10 protein-coding genes are annotated in these 15,549 nt (G+C 71.3%); 7 read left to right on the forward strand and 3 right to left on the reverse strand.

The genetic code is table 11. The features are described 5' to 3' along the window. Positions 1-52 precede the first annotated feature (52 nt). From U9J66_RS08000 to U9J66_RS08010, 3 genes are read left to right on the forward strand one after another with little or no spacing between them, the layout of a single operon-like run. Positions 53-1,210, forward strand: a complete 1,158-nt coding sequence (locus U9J66_RS08000; RefSeq protein ID WP_017534229.1) for an exonuclease SbcCD subunit D — start codon at positions 53-55, stop codon at positions 1,208-1,210. Continuing rightward, positions 1,210-4,191: an SMC family ATPase gene (locus U9J66_RS08005; RefSeq protein ID WP_326337384.1), complete on the forward strand. Its 2,982-nt coding sequence runs from the start codon at positions 1,210-1,212 to the stop codon at positions 4,189-4,191. The genes U9J66_RS08000 and U9J66_RS08005 overlap by 1 nt, the downstream gene beginning before the upstream one ends. A 34-nt stretch (positions 4,192-4,225) precedes the next feature. Continuing rightward, positions 4,226-4,654 carry a membrane protein gene (locus U9J66_RS08010; RefSeq protein WP_026124953.1) on the forward strand — a complete coding sequence of 143 codons (429 nt, stop codon included), beginning with the start codon at positions 4,226-4,228 and terminating at the stop codon, positions 4,652-4,654. Positions 4,655-4,772: 118 nt separating this feature from the next. On the opposite strand, the gene U9J66_RS08015 is transcribed toward U9J66_RS08010, so the two are convergent. Next, on the reverse strand, positions 4,773-6,857 hold the full coding sequence (locus U9J66_RS08015; RefSeq protein ID WP_014909459.1) for a cytochrome c oxidase assembly protein: 2,085 nt from the start codon (positions 6,855-6,857) through the stop codon (positions 4,773-4,775). Positions 6,858-7,156: 299 nt separating this feature from the next. Here U9J66_RS08015 and U9J66_RS08020 point away from each other — a divergent pair, with 299 nt between their 5' ends. The 4 genes from U9J66_RS08020 (at position 7,157) to U9J66_RS08035 (ending at position 11,594) form a co-directional block, all read left to right on the forward strand. Then, positions 7,157-8,395, forward strand: a complete 1,239-nt coding sequence (locus tag U9J66_RS08020) for an amidohydrolase family protein (RefSeq protein ID WP_326337386.1) — start codon at positions 7,157-7,159, stop codon at positions 8,393-8,395. Between the two features lie 137 nt (positions 8,396-8,532). Next, positions 8,533-9,651 carry an alanine dehydrogenase gene (gene ald / locus U9J66_RS08025; RefSeq protein WP_014911238.1) on the forward strand — a complete coding sequence of 373 codons (1,119 nt, stop codon included), beginning with the start codon at positions 8,533-8,535 and terminating at the stop codon, positions 9,649-9,651. A 220-nt stretch (positions 9,652-9,871) separates the two neighbouring features. Beyond that, positions 9,872-11,005, forward strand: coding sequence for an enolase C-terminal domain-like protein (locus U9J66_RS08030; RefSeq protein WP_041561889.1), 1,134 nt, complete (start codon positions 9,872-9,874; stop codon positions 11,003-11,005). Positions 11,006-11,105: 100 nt separating this feature from the next. Continuing rightward, positions 11,106-11,594: a MaoC family dehydratase gene (locus U9J66_RS08035; RefSeq protein ID WP_326337387.1), complete on the forward strand. Its 489-nt coding sequence runs from the start codon at positions 11,106-11,108 to the stop codon at positions 11,592-11,594. Positions 11,595-11,651: 57 nt separating this feature from the next. On the opposite strand, the gene U9J66_RS08040 is transcribed toward U9J66_RS08035, so the two are convergent. After that, positions 11,652-13,343, reverse strand: a complete 1,692-nt coding sequence (locus U9J66_RS08040) for a glycosyltransferase (protein ID WP_378709662.1) — start codon at positions 13,341-13,343, stop codon at positions 11,652-11,654. Next, the gene (locus U9J66_RS08045; protein ID WP_161111462.1) at positions 13,340-15,397 is read right to left on the reverse strand and encodes a glycosyltransferase; all 2,058 of its coding nucleotides are present in this window, start codon (positions 15,395-15,397) and stop codon (positions 13,340-13,342) included. The genes U9J66_RS08040 and U9J66_RS08045 overlap by 4 nt, the downstream gene beginning before the upstream one ends. Between the last annotated feature and the right edge of the window lie 152 nt (positions 15,398-15,549).

The raw sequence follows: 15,549 nt of genomic DNA on the forward strand, positions 1-15,549 counted from the left end.
GTCGTCCACAGGTAGGCCGGTTCTCCCGGCGGGGACGGCCCCGACTCCGATAATGTCCGGTTCCATGCGCCTGCTGCACTCATCGGACTGGCATCTGGGTCGTTCCTTCCACCGGGAGAACCTCATCGACGCCCAGGCCGCCTTCCTGGACCACCTCGTCGACACCATCCACGAAGAGCGCGTCGACGTGGTGGTGGTCTCCGGAGACCTCTACGACCGGGCCCTGCCACCGGTGGACGCCGTGCGCCTGTTCGACCGTGCCCTGGGCAGGATCCGCGACACCGGGGCCCGGGCGGTGCTGATCAGCGGCAACCACGACTCCATGACGCGCATGGCCTTCGCCACGGACCTGATCGACTCCTCCGGCGTCCACCTGCGCAGCTCCCTGGACGGGGTCGGGACCCCCGTCCTCATCGAGGACGAGCACGGCCCGGTCGCCTTCTACGGCATCCCCTACCTGGAACCGGAGATCGCCCGTCACCACTGGAACCTGACCGAGCGCGGCCATCCGGCCGCCATCGGCCACGCCATGGATCTGATCCGGGCCGACCTCGCCGAACGCCCGGGCGTCCGTTCCGTGGTGCTCTCGCACGCCTTCGTCACCGGCGGAGAGGGCTCCGACAGCGAACGCGACATCTCCGTCGGCGGCGCCTCGCACGTTCCGGCCTCGATCTACGACGGTGTGGACTACGTGGCCCTGGGCCACCTGCACGGACGTCAGACCATCACCCCCACGGTCCGGTACCCGGGCAGCCCGCTGGCCTACTCCTTCTCCGAGGAGCACCACCGCAAGGGCTGCTGGCTGGTGGACCTGGACGCCGACGGCTTCGCGGGGGCCGGGTTCGTCGACGCGCCCGTGCCGCGACCCCTCGCCCGGATCCGCGGCCGTATCGAGGACCTGCTCTCCGGCGAGGAGTGGGAGCGTTACGTCGACCACTGGCTCCAGATCACCCTCACCGACCACCGTCGCCCCGCCCGCCCCATGGAACGGCTGCGCGAACGCTTCCCGTACGCCCTGCTGTTGGAGTTCGCCCCCGAGGGCGGACCCACCGAGTACCGCCCCGTCACCGCGGCCGTCGCCGAACGCCCCGAACGCGACGTGGTCGCCGACTTCGTCGAATGGGCCCGCGGCGCCCCGCCGACCCCCGAGGAGCGCGCGCTCGTCGACCGGGCCGTCGAGGAGGTCCGTCTCCAGGAAGGCACCCGCTGATGCGTCTGCACACCCTCACCGTGACCGCCTTCGGTCCCTTCGCCGGGACCGAGAGGGTCGACTTCGACCGTCTGGGGCGGGGCGGGCTCTTCCTCATCCACGGCCCCACCGGCGCCGGCAAGACCTCCGTGCTGGACGCGGTCTGCTTCGCCCTGTACGGCGGGGTCCCCGGCGCCCGCAACAAGGACCGCTCCCCCAAGAGCGACCACTCCCCGCCCGATCTGGAACCGGAGGTGACCCTGGAGTTCACCGTCCGGGGACGCCGGATCAGGATCATCCGCAAACCCCGCTGGGAGCGACCCAAGAAGCGGGGCGTGGGCACCGTCTCCCAGAATCAGAAGGTCGTCGTCTCCGAGCTGGTGGAGGGGGCCTGGCAGGGGGTCACCACCCGGCCGGACGAGGCCGGACAGTTCGTCGGAGACCTGCTGGGGCTCACCCTCACCCAGTTCTGCCAGATCGTCATGCTGCCTCAGGGGGACTTCGCCCAGTTCCTGCGGGCCCGCTCCGACGACCGCCGCAAGTCCCTGGAACGGATCTTCAACACGAGGGTCTTCCGGGACGTGGAGGAGTGGTTGGGCGGCCACACCCGAAAGCTCGAACGCGAGGTGCGTTCCGCCGAGGAACGGGTGCGCGAGGTCGCCGGGCGCATCGCCGAGGTGTGCGGCTCCACCGCGCCGAACGACCCCGAGGAGCTCACCGCCTGGGCCGCCGAGCTGGCGGTGGTGACCGCCGCGACCGCGCGCGACGCCGAGACGATCACGGAGGCGGCCGCTCTGGAGCGAGGACGGGCGCGGGAGGCGTTGTCCGCCGGTCGGACCCTGCGGGATCGTCGCGACCGCCTGGCCGCGGCCCGCGAGCGGGTCGCCCTGCTGGAGGAGCACCGACCCTGGCGGGCCGAGGCCGAGGAACGGTTGATCTCGGCCGAACGCACCGACGCGGTCACGCCGTTCCTGCGCGCCCGGGACCAGCGGCGCACCGAACTGGAGAAGGCGGAGATGACCGCCGTCGACCGGCTGTCCCTGGTCGGCGGATGGTCCGGTGTCGACACGACCGGGATGGTCGACGCCGAACCCCTGCGCGCCGCCGAACGGATCCGACACGACGAGCTGGCCCGGCTGGACCTCCTGCGCGAGGACGCCGAGCGTCGTCGCTCCCTGCACCGCGAACTCACCGGGCTGGATCGTGAACTGACCACGCTGCGCGCCGAGGCGGCCCGGACCCGTGAACGGGGCCTGACCCTGCCCGCCCGGGTGGAGACGATCACCGGCGAGCTGGAGCGCGCCCGGGAGCGGGCCGTGCTGCTGGACTCGGCACGGCTCGCCCTGGAGGCCGCCGAACGCCGCGGGAACGCCGTCGTGGAGGTCGAACGGCTCGACGACGAGGTGGCGCGGGCCGAGGAACGCCGCAGGGTCGCGGTCGACGCGGCGCAGGAGGCCCGGGACCGGGCCCAGGACCTGCGCGAACGCCGGATCGGGCACATGGCGGCGGAGCTCGCGTCCGGGTTGACCGAAGGCTCGCCCTGCGCGGTGTGCGGTGCGACCGCGCACCCTTCCCCCGCCCTCCCCAGCGAGGAGGGGCTGGTCTCGGCCGAGGAGGAACGGCGGGCCCAGGCCGGCGCCGAGTCCGCCGCGACCCGACGCGCCGAGGCCGAGAACGACCTGGTGTCGTTGCGCGAGCGGCGCTCGGCGGCCCTCGAACGGACGGAGGGGCGCGACGCCGCCGCGGCCGCCGAGGAGGTGGACACCGCCGGACGCGCCCTCGTCGACGCCCGCGAGGCGGTCGCCGAGGTGCGGCGGCACGAGGAGGAGCTGTCGCAGGCCCGGACCGAACTGGAGCGGGTCCGCTCACGCGAGGGCGAACTGGATCGGCGGGAGAGCGAACTGCTCGCCCGGCGGGAGAGCGCCACCGCCGAACACGAACGGTTGACCGCCCTGCTGGACCGGGCCCGAGGTCGGGACGCGGGGCTGGACGAACGGGTCGCCAGGGTCACCGGTGAGGCGGAGCTGCTGCGCGAGGCGGCCGAGGCGGTGGACCGACGGGCTCGGGCCGCCGAGGAACTGCGTTCCGCCGAGGTCGAGGTGACCGAGGCGATGGCGGAGGCCTCGTTCGCCGATGAGACCGAGGTGCGCTCGGCCGTGTTGGAGGAGTCCGAGCGGCGAGGGCTGCGGGCCCGGGTCCGTGACTTCGACGACCAGTGGGCGGCGGCCCGGGCCCGCCTGTCGGACCCCGAACTGATGGCAGCCGAGGCGGAGGAGGCGCCGGACCTGGTCTACCTGGAGACCGCGGCGGTCACGGCCGAACGGGCCGCCGACCGCACGGTGGCCTGGCGGGGTGGTCTCGTCGACCGGGCCCGCAGGGCGGCGGAGCTGAGAATCGCCTTGGCCGACCGGTTGTCCGGCTCCGAACCCGTCCTGCGCCGCTACGCGGTGGCCCAGGGTCTGAGCACTCTGGCCGCCGGGACCTCCCCGGACAACACCGACAGCGTGCGTCTGTCCGCCTACGTGCTCGCGGCGCGCCTGGAACAGGTGGTGGCGGCCGCCAACGATCGTCTGGCGACGATGTCGGACGGCCGTTACGAACTGAGATACACGGTGGACAAGGCCGCCGGAGACGGACGCGCCCGTTCGGCGGGCGGGCTCGGTATGCGGGTGGTCGACTCCTGGACCGGGGCCGAACGCGATCCGGCGACCCTCTCGGGCGGTGAGACCTTCTTCAGTTCTCTGGCCCTGGCCCTGGGGCTCGGGGACGTGGCCACCGCCGAGGCCGGTGGGACGGAGATCGACACCCTCTTCGTGGACGAGGGGTTCGGGACCCTGGACGAGGACACCCTGGAGGAGGTCCTGGACGTGCTGGACCGGTTGCGCGATGGCGGCCGCGCCGTGGGTGTGGTGAGTCACGTCGCGGATCTGCGTCAGCGGGTGACCACCCGGTTGACCGTGCGCAAGAGCTCCTCCGGCTCCCGGGTCGAGCACCACGGCTGACCCCGGGTCGGGGCACCCGCGCGGCGGTGGGACAATGACCAGCGTGAATTCGCTGGTCAACATCGCCGTGTTCGGAATCGGGGGCGCCGTCCTGGTGGCGGCCCTGATCGGTCTGCTCCTCGTGCTCTCCGGGAGTTCCCGGGGGCTGCCACCCCGGGTCCTCACCGGCTTCGGGGTCGTGTCGATCGTGCTCTGGGTGGTGCTCCCGGCGTTGGCCGCGCTGAACGCGATGTCCGCCGGGTTCGGCTTCTGGGTGGGTTTCGGCACCGCGAGCGTCGTGGCCATGGTGATGTACGCGGTGAACGCCGCGATGCTGCCGATGGTGGCCCGTCGTCAGGCGCTGGTGAGCGGGCGTTCCTCGCTCGCCGGGATCAAGCCCACCCCGTCGGTGCTGTCGGGCGGCCTGTTCGTCTGCCTGGCCATGTCGCTCCTGGTGACCGGGGTCATGGCCTTCCTCACCTGAGCCGTCTTCGACGCCGACCACGTTCGTTCGTGGAGCGGCCCCTCTCCACGTGACGATGCCGGGGTCCCTCCGTGAGGGGCCCCGGCATCGTCGTCACGGATGCGCGGATCCGATCGGGTCAGGCCTGTCCCTCTCGGGAGCGGCGGTCCAGTTCGGCCAGGTAGTCGTTGTAGGCGTCCATGTCGGCGTCGTCGGAGCCGCCGCGACGGCTGTGCCGTTCCCGTCGGCGTTCCTGACGTTCGTCGTCACGGGACCACTGCCAGACCAGCGCCAACAGCACCATGACCGTGGGGATCTCGCCCAGGGCCCAGGCCACACCGCCGCCCGCGTACTGGTCCGCGCCCTGGTCGGCCATCCACGGGATCGTGAACTGGCCGTAGAACTCCATCGCCATCGGCGCGGACTGTTCCATGATCGCGATGCCGAAGAAGGCGTGGAAGCCCATGGCGACCAGCAGCAGCAGGATGCGCAGCAGGAACGGGATCTTCCTCGGCGACGGGTCGATGCCGACGATCACCCAGTAGAAGAGGAAGCCCGAGAGCAGGAAGTGCACCCCCATGAACAGGTGACCGAGGTGGTCGTTCATCAGGGTGGGGAACAACGGTGTGAAGTAGAGGGCGTAGGGGCTGAGCACGAAGATCGGCGCGGCCACCGCGGGGTGGGTGACGACCTTCGAGTAGCGGCTGTTGAGGAAGGCGTTGAGCCACTCCCTCGGCCCCCGGTCGCCGCGGCGTTCGGCCGGGCGCAGCGCGCGCAGGGCCAGGGTGGCCGGGGCGCCCAGGACCAGCAGGATCGGGATGACCATGGCCAGCACCATGTGCTGGATCATGTGCATCGAGAACATGATCATCGCGTAGGTCGCGAACCCGCTGAGCTGGACCGCGACGACGCACAGCAGACCGAGCAGGAAGGCGACGGTGCGGCCGACCGGCCAGCTGTCGCCCCGCTTGACCAGACGCGCGACCCCGCCCAGGTACAGGCCTCCGGCGATGACCACGAACATGATGAAGAACAGGTCAGGGCGCCAGAGGGTGAGCAGGTTCTGGAAGGTCATCTCGGGCGGGATCGGGAAGCCGAGGATGGCCGCCGCCGGGTCGACGGTGCTCTCCAGCGGCGGGGGCGGCGCGGTGCGGGCCAGGCCCGCGGAGACGCCCATCACCGCCGCCATGACGAGGATCTCGGCCCCGGCCAGACGCAGGAAGTTCCAGCGGCGGAAGGCGTGGCCGGTCTTCCCCACGGGAGCCTGCTCGATGCGGACCACCGTGGCCTTGCGGTGGGCGTAGCCGAAGGCACCGAGGACCGCGAAGAGGACGACCTTGACGATGATGATGCGCCCGTACTCGGTGCCGAACAGGTCGTCGAGGGAGTAGAGGCGGGCCAGGGCGCTGGCGACGCCGCTGATCGCGACGCCGACGTAGGCCCACAGCGCCATACGGCTGAAGCGGTGCGCCGCGGCCCCGGGGGCCTCTCCCTCGGGGCGCAGGGCGTGGTAGGTGACCGCGGCCAGGCCGCCCACCCACACGCTGATCGAGATCACGTGGAGGGCGAGGCCGGTGACGGCCAGCTCGTGCGCTCCGGAGGAGGCCGAGTGACCGGTCAGCGCGGGCGGGGTGATCGCGACCAGGGCGGCGATGAGCAGCCACATGCCACCGGTGGCGCCGGTGGTCGTGCGGCCGAACAGGGCGATCCCCGTCGTGAGGAGGATGACGAACATCAGCGCGATGCCGCCGGAGACCGAGCCCGCGTAGGAGGTGACCTCGTCGACGGTCACGGTCCCCATCGGCGCGGCCAGGAACTCCGAGGCCTGGAAGTACAGGGTGGCGACCGTCGCCAGGGCCCAGGCCAGGGCGGCCCAGGTGGCGGCGCGGACGTATCCGATGGCCTGGTCCGACAGCCTCCCCTTGAAGGAGGGGAGGAGCAGGATCGCCATGAGGAGGAGGCCGATGGTCAGTACGGCCGAGACGTCCATGATGGTCTTGGCGATGGGCATGCCCCAGCGCACGGCCTCACCGGCGTCGGGAAGTCCTGGGATGACCTGGGCGAAGACCGAGCCGCCCAGAACGAGGGTGGCGCCCAGGGCGAGGGCGCACACCAACGCGGCGATCATGGCGAAGAGCGGGACGATGCCGGTGCCCGGGGCCGGGTCCGAGTCGGTTCGAGGTTCCTTGAGAGGGGATGTGTCGTTCTGTGCGGGAGGAGCCACGTGCCACTCCGTCGTCGAGTGCGGTCAACTGGTAGGTCAGCGCCCTTGGCCGTGATGGCCACCGCACTTCTTTCAACGGGAATCCGGCAGGGGCCGTGCACGGAGGAACACCTCGACCAAGGTTAGACCGTTTACTACACAGTGTCGGACTTGGTCCCTCCCGACCATCCCCCCGTACGCGAAAACCGCCGCCGTCCCCGTCGTTCCGCCCCTCCGGAAGTGCTCCACGCGATACGCTCGTCCCTCTGCGCGTCCCCTCATCAGTACGAACGCGGACAGGCGCACGTGAAGGGGGAGCGATGCCCGAATTCGACACCGTCATCCGTTCGACGCGCGTGGTGGTCCCCGAAGGGATCAGAGCGGCCGACGTCGTGGTCCGCGAGGGCCGGATCGAGGCGGTGCTCCCGTACCGCTCCCGGTCCGACGAGGGCGCCCCCGCCACGGACGGCGGCCCTCCGCCTCCGGTCGTCGACCTCGTCGATCGCGCCCTGTTGCCCGGTGCCGTCGACCTCGGGACCGGGGTGCACGTTCCGGGGCGCGACCTGGGCGAGTGCTACCGGAGCGCCGCGGCCGAGGCCCTGCGCGGCGGTGTCACCTGCCTGGTGGTCTCGCCCGCCCCGGCTCGACCGGCCATCACCTGCGCGGACTCTCTCCAGGTACACCAGAGCGCGGCGGCGGGCGTGCCTGTGCACGTGGCCTTCCTCGGCGGGGTGACGCCGGGTACGAGCCCGCTGGACCTGGCCGACCTCCAGGCCGGTGGGGCGGTCGCCTTCCAGGCCTCGCTCTCCGACGGTGGCGCGCCGGACATGGCGGCGTTGGGCGACGCCCGACTGCGCAAGGCCATGGCCGAGATCACCACTCTGGACTCCCTGCTGATGGTGCACGCCGAGGACGCGTCCGAGCTCGGCACCCCCGCGGTCTCGGCCGGTCGACGTCCTCCCCGGGCCGAACGTCGGGGGCTGGAACGGGTGATCGCCGCCGCCCGGGTGGTGGGGACCCGGACCCATGTCGGTCCGTTCACCGCGGCCGAGTGCGCGGCCCTGTTGTCGGCGGCCGGGGCCGCCGGGGTGGAATTGGGCGCGCACACCTGTCCGCACTACCTGTGTCTGCCGGAGGATCTGCCCGGACCCGGGGCCCCGGTCCACGCCTGCCGACCGCCGCTGCGTTCGGACGCCAACCGCAAGGCACTGTGGAGCGCCCTCCTGGAGGAGGGGTCGTCGATCCGTACGGTCGGGTCGGGTCACCTGCCCGCGATCGGTCTGCGTACCCTGGAGTGGAGCCTCTCGGCCCTGTGGACGGCCGCGCGCAGGCGCGGGCTGTCCCTGGATGACCTGGCACGATGGACGGCGCGGGGTCCCGCCGATCTCCTGCGGCTGAACCGGGGGAGGATCGCGCCCGGTTTCGAGGCCGATCTGGTCGCCTTCGACGACGGGGCCGTGACACCGGTCCCCTCGACCGATCCCGGCCCCTACGCGGGGATGGATCTGGTGGGCCGTGTCGAGCGCGTGTGGGTCGGCGGTCGGAGCGCTCAGACGTAGCCCCGTGTCACACCCCACACACTCGGTTTACACACTGTCAATATGCGGGCTCAGACCTATGCACATTGATGGTGGTGTTCGGGCACCCACGCAGGTCACAGTGGGAGGTATCGATGGCGATACCAGTGGGAGGAACCGTGCGCATCGGCGTGCCCCGTGAGATCAAGAACCACGAGTACCGAGTGGCCATCACCCCGGCGGGTGTCCACGAGCTGACCCGCCGAGGGCACGAGGTCTTCGTCGAACGCGACGCGGGCCTGGGGTCCTCCATCACCGACGAGGAGTACCGGGGCGCGGGCGCCACCGTCCTGGACGAGGCCGACGACGTGTGGGCCGCCGGAGACCTGATCCTCAAGGTCAAGGAGCCCATCCCCTCCGAGTACCACCGGATGCGCGAGGGCCAGACCCTCTTCACCTACCTGCACCTGGCCGCTTCGTTGGAGTGCACCGAGGCCCTGCTGGACCGCAAGGTCACCGGTATCGCCTACGAGACCGTCCAGCTCCCCGACGGCTCCCTCCCCCTGCTCGCCCCCATGTCCGAGGTGGCCGGACGGCTGGCGCCCCAGGTCGGCGCGGCCACGCTCCAGCGCCCCAACGGTGGACGCGGGGTCCTGATGGGCGGGGTCCCCGGGGTGCGCCCGGCGAACGTCACGGTGGTCGGCGCCGGGGTCTCCGGGTTGAGCGCCACCCGGATCGCCGTGGGGTTGGGCGCCGACGTCACGGTGCTGGACCTGAACGTCGACAAGCTCCGTCACGTGGACAACCTGTACCGGGGCCGGGTCAAGACCGTGGTGTCCAACGCCTTCGAGCTGGAGAGCTCCGTCCTGGATTCGGACATGGTGATCGGCGCCGTGCTCGTGCCCGGGGCCAAGGCCCCCACGTTGATCTCCAACGAGCTGGTCTCCCGGATGCGCCCGGGGGCCGTGCTGGTGGACATCGCGATCGACCAGGGCGGTTGTTTCGAGGACTCGCGCCCCACCACGCACGACGACCCCACCTTCTCGGTGCACGACACGGTGTTCTACTGCGTCGCCAACATGCCCGGGGCGGTGCCCAACACCTCCACGCACGCCCTGACCAAGGACACACTGCGCTACGCGGTGGCCCTGGCCGACAAGGGGTGGCGTCGGGCCCTGCGCGAGGACGACGCCCTCGCCGGCGGTCTGAACACCTACGCGGGCGACGTGGTCTACGCCCCGGTCGCCGACGCCCATGACCTCAAGTACCGGGAGCCGTCCGAGGCCCTGGCCCTCTGACCTCTCCGGGCCCGATCCGCCCGTCCTCCGTCTCCGAGGGTCCGTCCGCCGCCGGCGGGCGGACCCTTCGTCCTGTTCCTCGGCCCGCCCCACCTGGGCACCCGGCATCATCGGGTATCGCCCACGGGGTGGTCGGGCAGGTCGGGCGGGGGTACCGTCGAAAGCGGGTCCCACTCCACGTCGGACCCGTGCTCGTGGCCGAACAGAGGTGGGGACCGTAGTGACACACGCCGGAGCGGTGACCGTGACCCGGATCGTCGAACTCGAACTGGTACGGCTGCGGCCGTCACCGGTGGGGCGAGGCGCGGACGGTTCGGTCCCGGTCCTGGTCAGGGTGTCCGACGGCGTCTTCGACGGCTGGGGCGAGGTCCCCGGGGCCACACCCGGACAGTGGGAGGCGCTCACCCGCGACTTCGGACCCGCGTTGGTGGATCATCCATGGCGGCGGCCGACCGAGGCGGCCGAGGCCTTCGCCGATCTGCCCTGGGATCCCGCCCTGGTGGGGGCGTTGGACACCGCCTGCTGGGATCTGTGGAGTCGTCAGCGCTCCACCCCCCTGGCCCACGCCCTGGGCGGGTCGCGCACGGCCCTGACCGCCGGGGTCACCCTGCCGCGCCAGGTCTCCCTGGAGTCGGCCGTCACCGAGGTGAACCGCCAGGTCGGCGCCGGTTTCCGCCGGATCAGGCTGGAGATCGAGCCGGGGTGGGACGTCGAGGTGGTCCGCGCGGTCCAGGCCACTTTCCCCTTCTTGGTGCTCCAGGTGGACGCGGGCGGACGATATTCCGATTCCGAGTCCGACATGGACGCGCTCCGGTCCCTCGATTCCCTGGGATTGTTGGCCATCGAGGACCCCTTCGACCCCGAGGATCTGGCCGCCTACGGGCGGTTCGCGGCCGAGGCGCGTACGTCGGTGGCCCTGTACCGCCCGCTCTCCTCGTTGGGAGACCTGGTCGAGGCGATCCGGGCCGAGGCCGGTGACGTGGTCCACGTCGACCCGTCCCGCTTGGGCGGGTTGACGGCCGCCCGACGCGCGGTGGACCTGGCGGTGGACGCGGGCCGGAAGGTCTGGTGCGGGTCCTCGGCCCGTACCGGTGTGGGCCGCGCCGCGACGGTGGCCCTGGCCTCGCTGACCGGTGTGAGCCTGCCCGTGGAGATGCCCCGTGCCGGCCTCCGGGGGCGCGACCTGGTGCTCCCGCCCGTGCGGGCGCACGACGGCGTGGTTCCGGTGCCGTTGACCGAGAGCGGGTCCGGGCACGCCCCCGACCCGGATCTGCTGCCCGGATGGACGGCGCGATCCGTGATCCTGGGTTCTCGTGGCACCGACGCCTCCGACCGGCCCACCCGCGGCGGCTGAGGGATCCCGCGCCTTCACGGCCCGGACCCCGTCGGATAGGGTGGCGCGCACCACAGGGCCCCGCGACCGGGCCCGCCCCCGAGTGGAGCGTGGAGGCGCGATGCGCGTGTTCGCCGACATCGACGAGGTCGTCGCCGCCCAGGGCGAACATCTCGGCCATACCGACTGGCTCACCATCGACCAGACGCGTATCGACCGATTCGCCGACGCGACGGAGGACCACCAGTGGATCCACCTCGACGCCGAACGCGCGGCCGAGGGCCCCTTCGGCGCCACCATCGCGCACGGATTCCTGTCGCTGTCGCTGCTGCCGTACTTCGCCCGGAACCTGTTCACGCTCGTCGAGAAGCCGGCCATGTCCATCAACTACGGGCTGAACCGGGTGCGTTTCCTTCGTCCCGTGACCGTGGGCTCGCGTGTACGCGACTCCGTGGACCTGAGGGAGGTGACCCGGACCGACAAGGGATATCTGGTCACCACCGGGCACACCGTGGAGATCGAGGGCTCCGACCGTCCCGCGCTGGTCGCGGAGAGTCTGGCGCTCTGGGTCCGAAGGCCCTCCGCGGAGCGTGAGGGCTCTTCCTCCTGAACGCATCGGTCCCCGGGTCGGAGGGGACTCCGACCCGGGGACCGTGGACCTCGTGGTTCAGCGGGCGATCCGGCGCAGGATCCGACGGGTGAGCCCGGGCGTGAACCAACGGAGCTTGCGTTCGGCGCGTTCGGCCCGACGGCGCATCCGGTCGCCCCGCACCGTGGCCTGTTCCAGCCTGGCCCGCAGCCGTTCCACCGACTCCTCCGGTTCCTCCGAGGAGCCCTTGACACCCTCCAACTCGGCCTCTTCCGGGCCCGAGGCGACGACGATGTCGGTGGCGGGGGTCCAGTGGATCCCGTACACCTCCTCCACCAGCCGGTCCAGCTTCTCGCCCTCGGCCTCCGGGGCCAGGTGACGCGCCCTTTCGAAGGCCGCCACACGTTCGAGACGCAGCACGCCCTCCTTCGCCCTGAGCGCGCCGGGCAGCGGAGCGCACAGGAGGCCCGCCCCGGAGGAGTCGCACGCCCGGATCAGCTCAGCCAGGGCATCGGACGAGGTGGGCGGACCCGCCTCCATGTACAGACGGAAGGGCACGCGCGGGTCGGTCTCCGGGGGCTCCTCGACGAACCGGACCCTCGGGTCGCCCCGGAAGGTCTCGTGGATCAGCCTCAGGTCCAGGGACTCCTCCTGAAGAGGAGAGCGCCGTCCGTCGTGCAGTCGCGACCACGACCCGACCATCCACAGGCGCAGGTCCGGGGTGGAACCGCCGAGCAGGGCCGAGGCCGTGGTGTCGACCTCCTCCAGGGTCCGCTCGGCCACGTCCAGCACGACGTCGACCAGCGGGACCTCCCACTGGCGGTCGGGGCGTTTACGGCGCAGGTGGAAGTCGGGCACCCGGTTGGAGACATAGGGGCTCCGGTAGCGGGTGCCCGCGTTCCTCTGTTCCTGCATCTGTGAGCGGCCCAGGTGCCAACTGCTCGTGTCCTCGTCCGGGACGAACACCGCGCCCCGTTGGGCGAGACGGTGACCGAACTCGCTGTCGCCGCCCAGCACCAGCTCGGGAGCCATGCCCCCGGCCGCGTCGAACAGCGAACGGTGCAACGAACCGGTCGCGCCGACGTAGACCTTGAACCCCTCGTGGCCGGCAGAGCGCAGCCGGTCGGTACGGGCGATGAACCTCTCGACCCAGTGCGGGTCGGCGGAGTCGCGGTCGAAGAGACGATCCGCCCGCCCCGCCGCGACCTCCTCGTACACGTATTCCGGTACGAGGGCGGACGGGTCGAAGTCGACGAACAGCTTGTGTCCCATGACGACGGTGTAATCGGCCTGATGGTGCCAGCGCATCTGGGACTCCACATGCTCCCGATACACCAACATGTCGGCGTCCAAACGCAACACCACCTGACCCGACGACACCCCCACACCCGTATTCACCGCATGAGCCGAACCCCAACCACCCTCGGCCGACACCACCAACCGCGTATTCTCCGGCCGCACACGAGGCAACACCAACGGCTCGGGACTCCCATCGTCCACCACGACCACCTCCATGAGATGAGCCGGATAACTCTGAGCCGCCAACGAGGCCAACACCAACGCCAACTTCTCCGAACCACCATGAGCCGGAACCACCACACTCACCGACAACGACGGCTCCCACCCACCCAACGGGGGTACGGGCAGCGCGGTGTAGTCGTTGCGATGGACGATCGGTTGGCGAAGCGGGCCGGACTGTTCCGGGATCGATGCGGTCTGCACTGTGTTCTCCGCGCCCTTGCGGGTGGAGGTGTTGTCGGCGGTGGTCAACGGTGTCCTCCCGTGGTGGTCGTCGACGGCCTGCCCTCGCGGGCGGACGGCACGGAGAGCGTCGTCTCGGGCACGGTCTCCGAGCCCAGCGGGCGGGGTTCGCCCTCCAACAGGGCGCTGGGACGCCAACCGGACCACTGCCTGCTGTTACGTCGCAGGAAGTACCCCATGTCGGCCCCCCAGGTGTGCCCCTCCCCCGCCCGGCGCAACAGGTATCCCAGGCCGTGGGTGCGGTAGATCCGCCCTCCGTGACGGCGGACGGCCAAGAGCAGTTGGCTGTCGATCGCCCGGGGCAGCGGACGGAAACCTCCGACGTCGGTGAGCACCGATCGATCGATGACGATCGTGCTGCCCACCACGTCCGGTGACGGCTTCTCCGTCTGGTAGCTGCGCCACACCGTCAGGTCCAGTTCCTGGAGGTAGACCAGGTCCTGGGTGATCCCGACGACGTCGGCCCCGGAGTAGGTCCGCGCCATGAGCATGTCGGCCAGGTGGTCGGGGCCGTACCAGTCGTCGTCGTCCCACTTGGCGATGACGGTCCCGCTCGCGCGGTCGGCCGCGTCGTTGAGGACGGCGCCGAACACCTGGTCCCCGGGGGCCTCGTGCACGGTGATCGGGATCCCCGACGCGGAGAACTCCCGTACCGCCGATCGCACTTCGGGCAGGTCGGCCGAGAAGCCGTGCAGGGCCAGCACCAGTTCGAAGCGGACATCGCGTTGGCGGACCACCTGGGCGAGGGCGAAGCCGACGAGTTCCGGCCGGCGGGTGCACAGCATGACCGTGACCAGGGGCTCGGGAGGCGTCGGAACGCCCGCGCCGGCGGCCAGGGCGGACCAGCGGGCGGCGCGCCCGTGGGTCCCCAGGGCGGCACGACGCAGTCGAACGCTGTGCTCCTCCCGGGTGAGAGGGTCGGCGAGGCCCCGCTCCTCGACCGAGGTGAGCAGATCGATCAGGGGGCGCCCCAGCGATGACGCCCAGGGCGGGACGGGGCCGGAGACCAACGGCACGCCCGCGGCCGCCAACGAGGCCACGGCCCGCACCATGGAGACCGGTCCCACCTGCCCGGACCAGTTCACGCGGACGCCGCGCAGGTAGCGGACCCGGCCGACGTCCAGGTCGGTCACGGTGCCGTGTTCGGGGACGGTGAACAGGACCTTGCGTCCCTCGGACAGGGCCGTACGATCCCCGTGGTCTCCGAGGTCGCCCATGGGACCGCCGGCCTTCTTGGTGAAGCCGATGGGGTTGACGAAGCGTTCGTCGATGGGCGGGATCGTGTGCGTGTCGAAGGAACCCGTCCGGTGCGGATCCTCGCCCGCCTCGGTGATCGTGATCCGGGGCCGCGAGGTGGTGGGGACGTCCAGATGGGGGACGACCGGGTCCTCCCAGGCCGGTAGGGTCCCCTCGTCGGTGCGCAGGACCAGGTCGGCCACGGGCGAGACCCGACGCAACGGGACGGGGCCGGTGGCGGTCACCCCGGTGGAGGCGATGTCGCCGGGACGCCACAGGCACCCCTCCCGCCCGTGGACGGCGGCGAGAGGGAGGACACGACGGCCGCGACGTCCTCCCCTGGTGCCGTGGACGACGCAGTCGAGGGCCAGGGCGGTCTCGACGGAGTTGGGGAAGAAGAGTTCGCAGACCCAGCCTCTGCGGCCGAGTCGACGTACCCGCGCTTCGAGGAGGTCGTTCCACTCGTCGATGCCGGGCGGGGTCGGCAGAAGGGGCCCTTGGTGGCCCGGGGTGTCGGCCACCGCTGCGAGCAGGTGCACGGTGGGAGGGAGCGCGGTGGCGACCGTCAGGACACGGCCCAGGTCGGTGAGGCTGGCGGCCACGACCGCGACCAGGCCCACGGCCTCGGGCTCCCCCTCGCCGCCCACCCCGGGTATCTCGATCGGGTCGCCCGGGCGGTGGGCGTCCAGGTCGACGAGCAGGTCGCCGGAGCGCAACCGGAGCGAAGCGAGTTCACGCCTGGCCGTCGTCGGGTCCCCGGTATGACACAGGACCGCGGGTTCGGCACCGCGTGTACGTAGGGCCTGACGGACGACGGAGGTGATCATCGGGCAACCTCGGGCGTGTAGGCGAGACTGTGGTCACCCGTCGAGACGGGTCAAACACAGAGTGCCACAATGATCACGGTTGGTGACTTTTACGAAGGGGTGTGTCGTCCTCGCCCTTTCACGAGGACGGGCCGCGGAGCGGTCGCCCCACG

This window comes from Nocardiopsis sp. LDBS1602, assembly GCF_035818715.1.
Classification (GTDB): Bacteria; Actinomycetota; Actinomycetes; order Streptosporangiales; family Streptosporangiaceae; genus Nocardiopsis; species Nocardiopsis alba.

Coding starts and splice junctions, on each gene's coding strand:
- U9J66_RS08000 (WP_017534229.1), top strand. CDS start 53: ATGTCCGGTTCCATGCGCCTGCTGCACTCATCGGACTGGCATCTGGGT.
- U9J66_RS08005 (WP_326337384.1), top strand. CDS start 1,210: ATGCGTCTGCACACCCTCACCGTGACCGCCTTCGGTCCCTTCGCCGGG.
- U9J66_RS08010 (WP_026124953.1), top strand. CDS start 4,226: ATGACCAGCGTGAATTCGCTGGTCAACATCGCCGTGTTCGGAATCGGG.
- U9J66_RS08020 (WP_326337386.1), top strand. CDS start 7,157: ATGCCCGAATTCGACACCGTCATCCGTTCGACGCGCGTGGTGGTCCCC.
- U9J66_RS08035 (WP_326337387.1), top strand. CDS start 11,106: ATGCGCGTGTTCGCCGACATCGACGAGGTCGTCGCCGCCCAGGGCGAA.
- U9J66_RS08045 (WP_161111462.1), bottom strand. CDS start 15,397: ATGATCACCTCCGTCGTCCGTCAGGCCCTACGTACACGCGGTGCCGAA.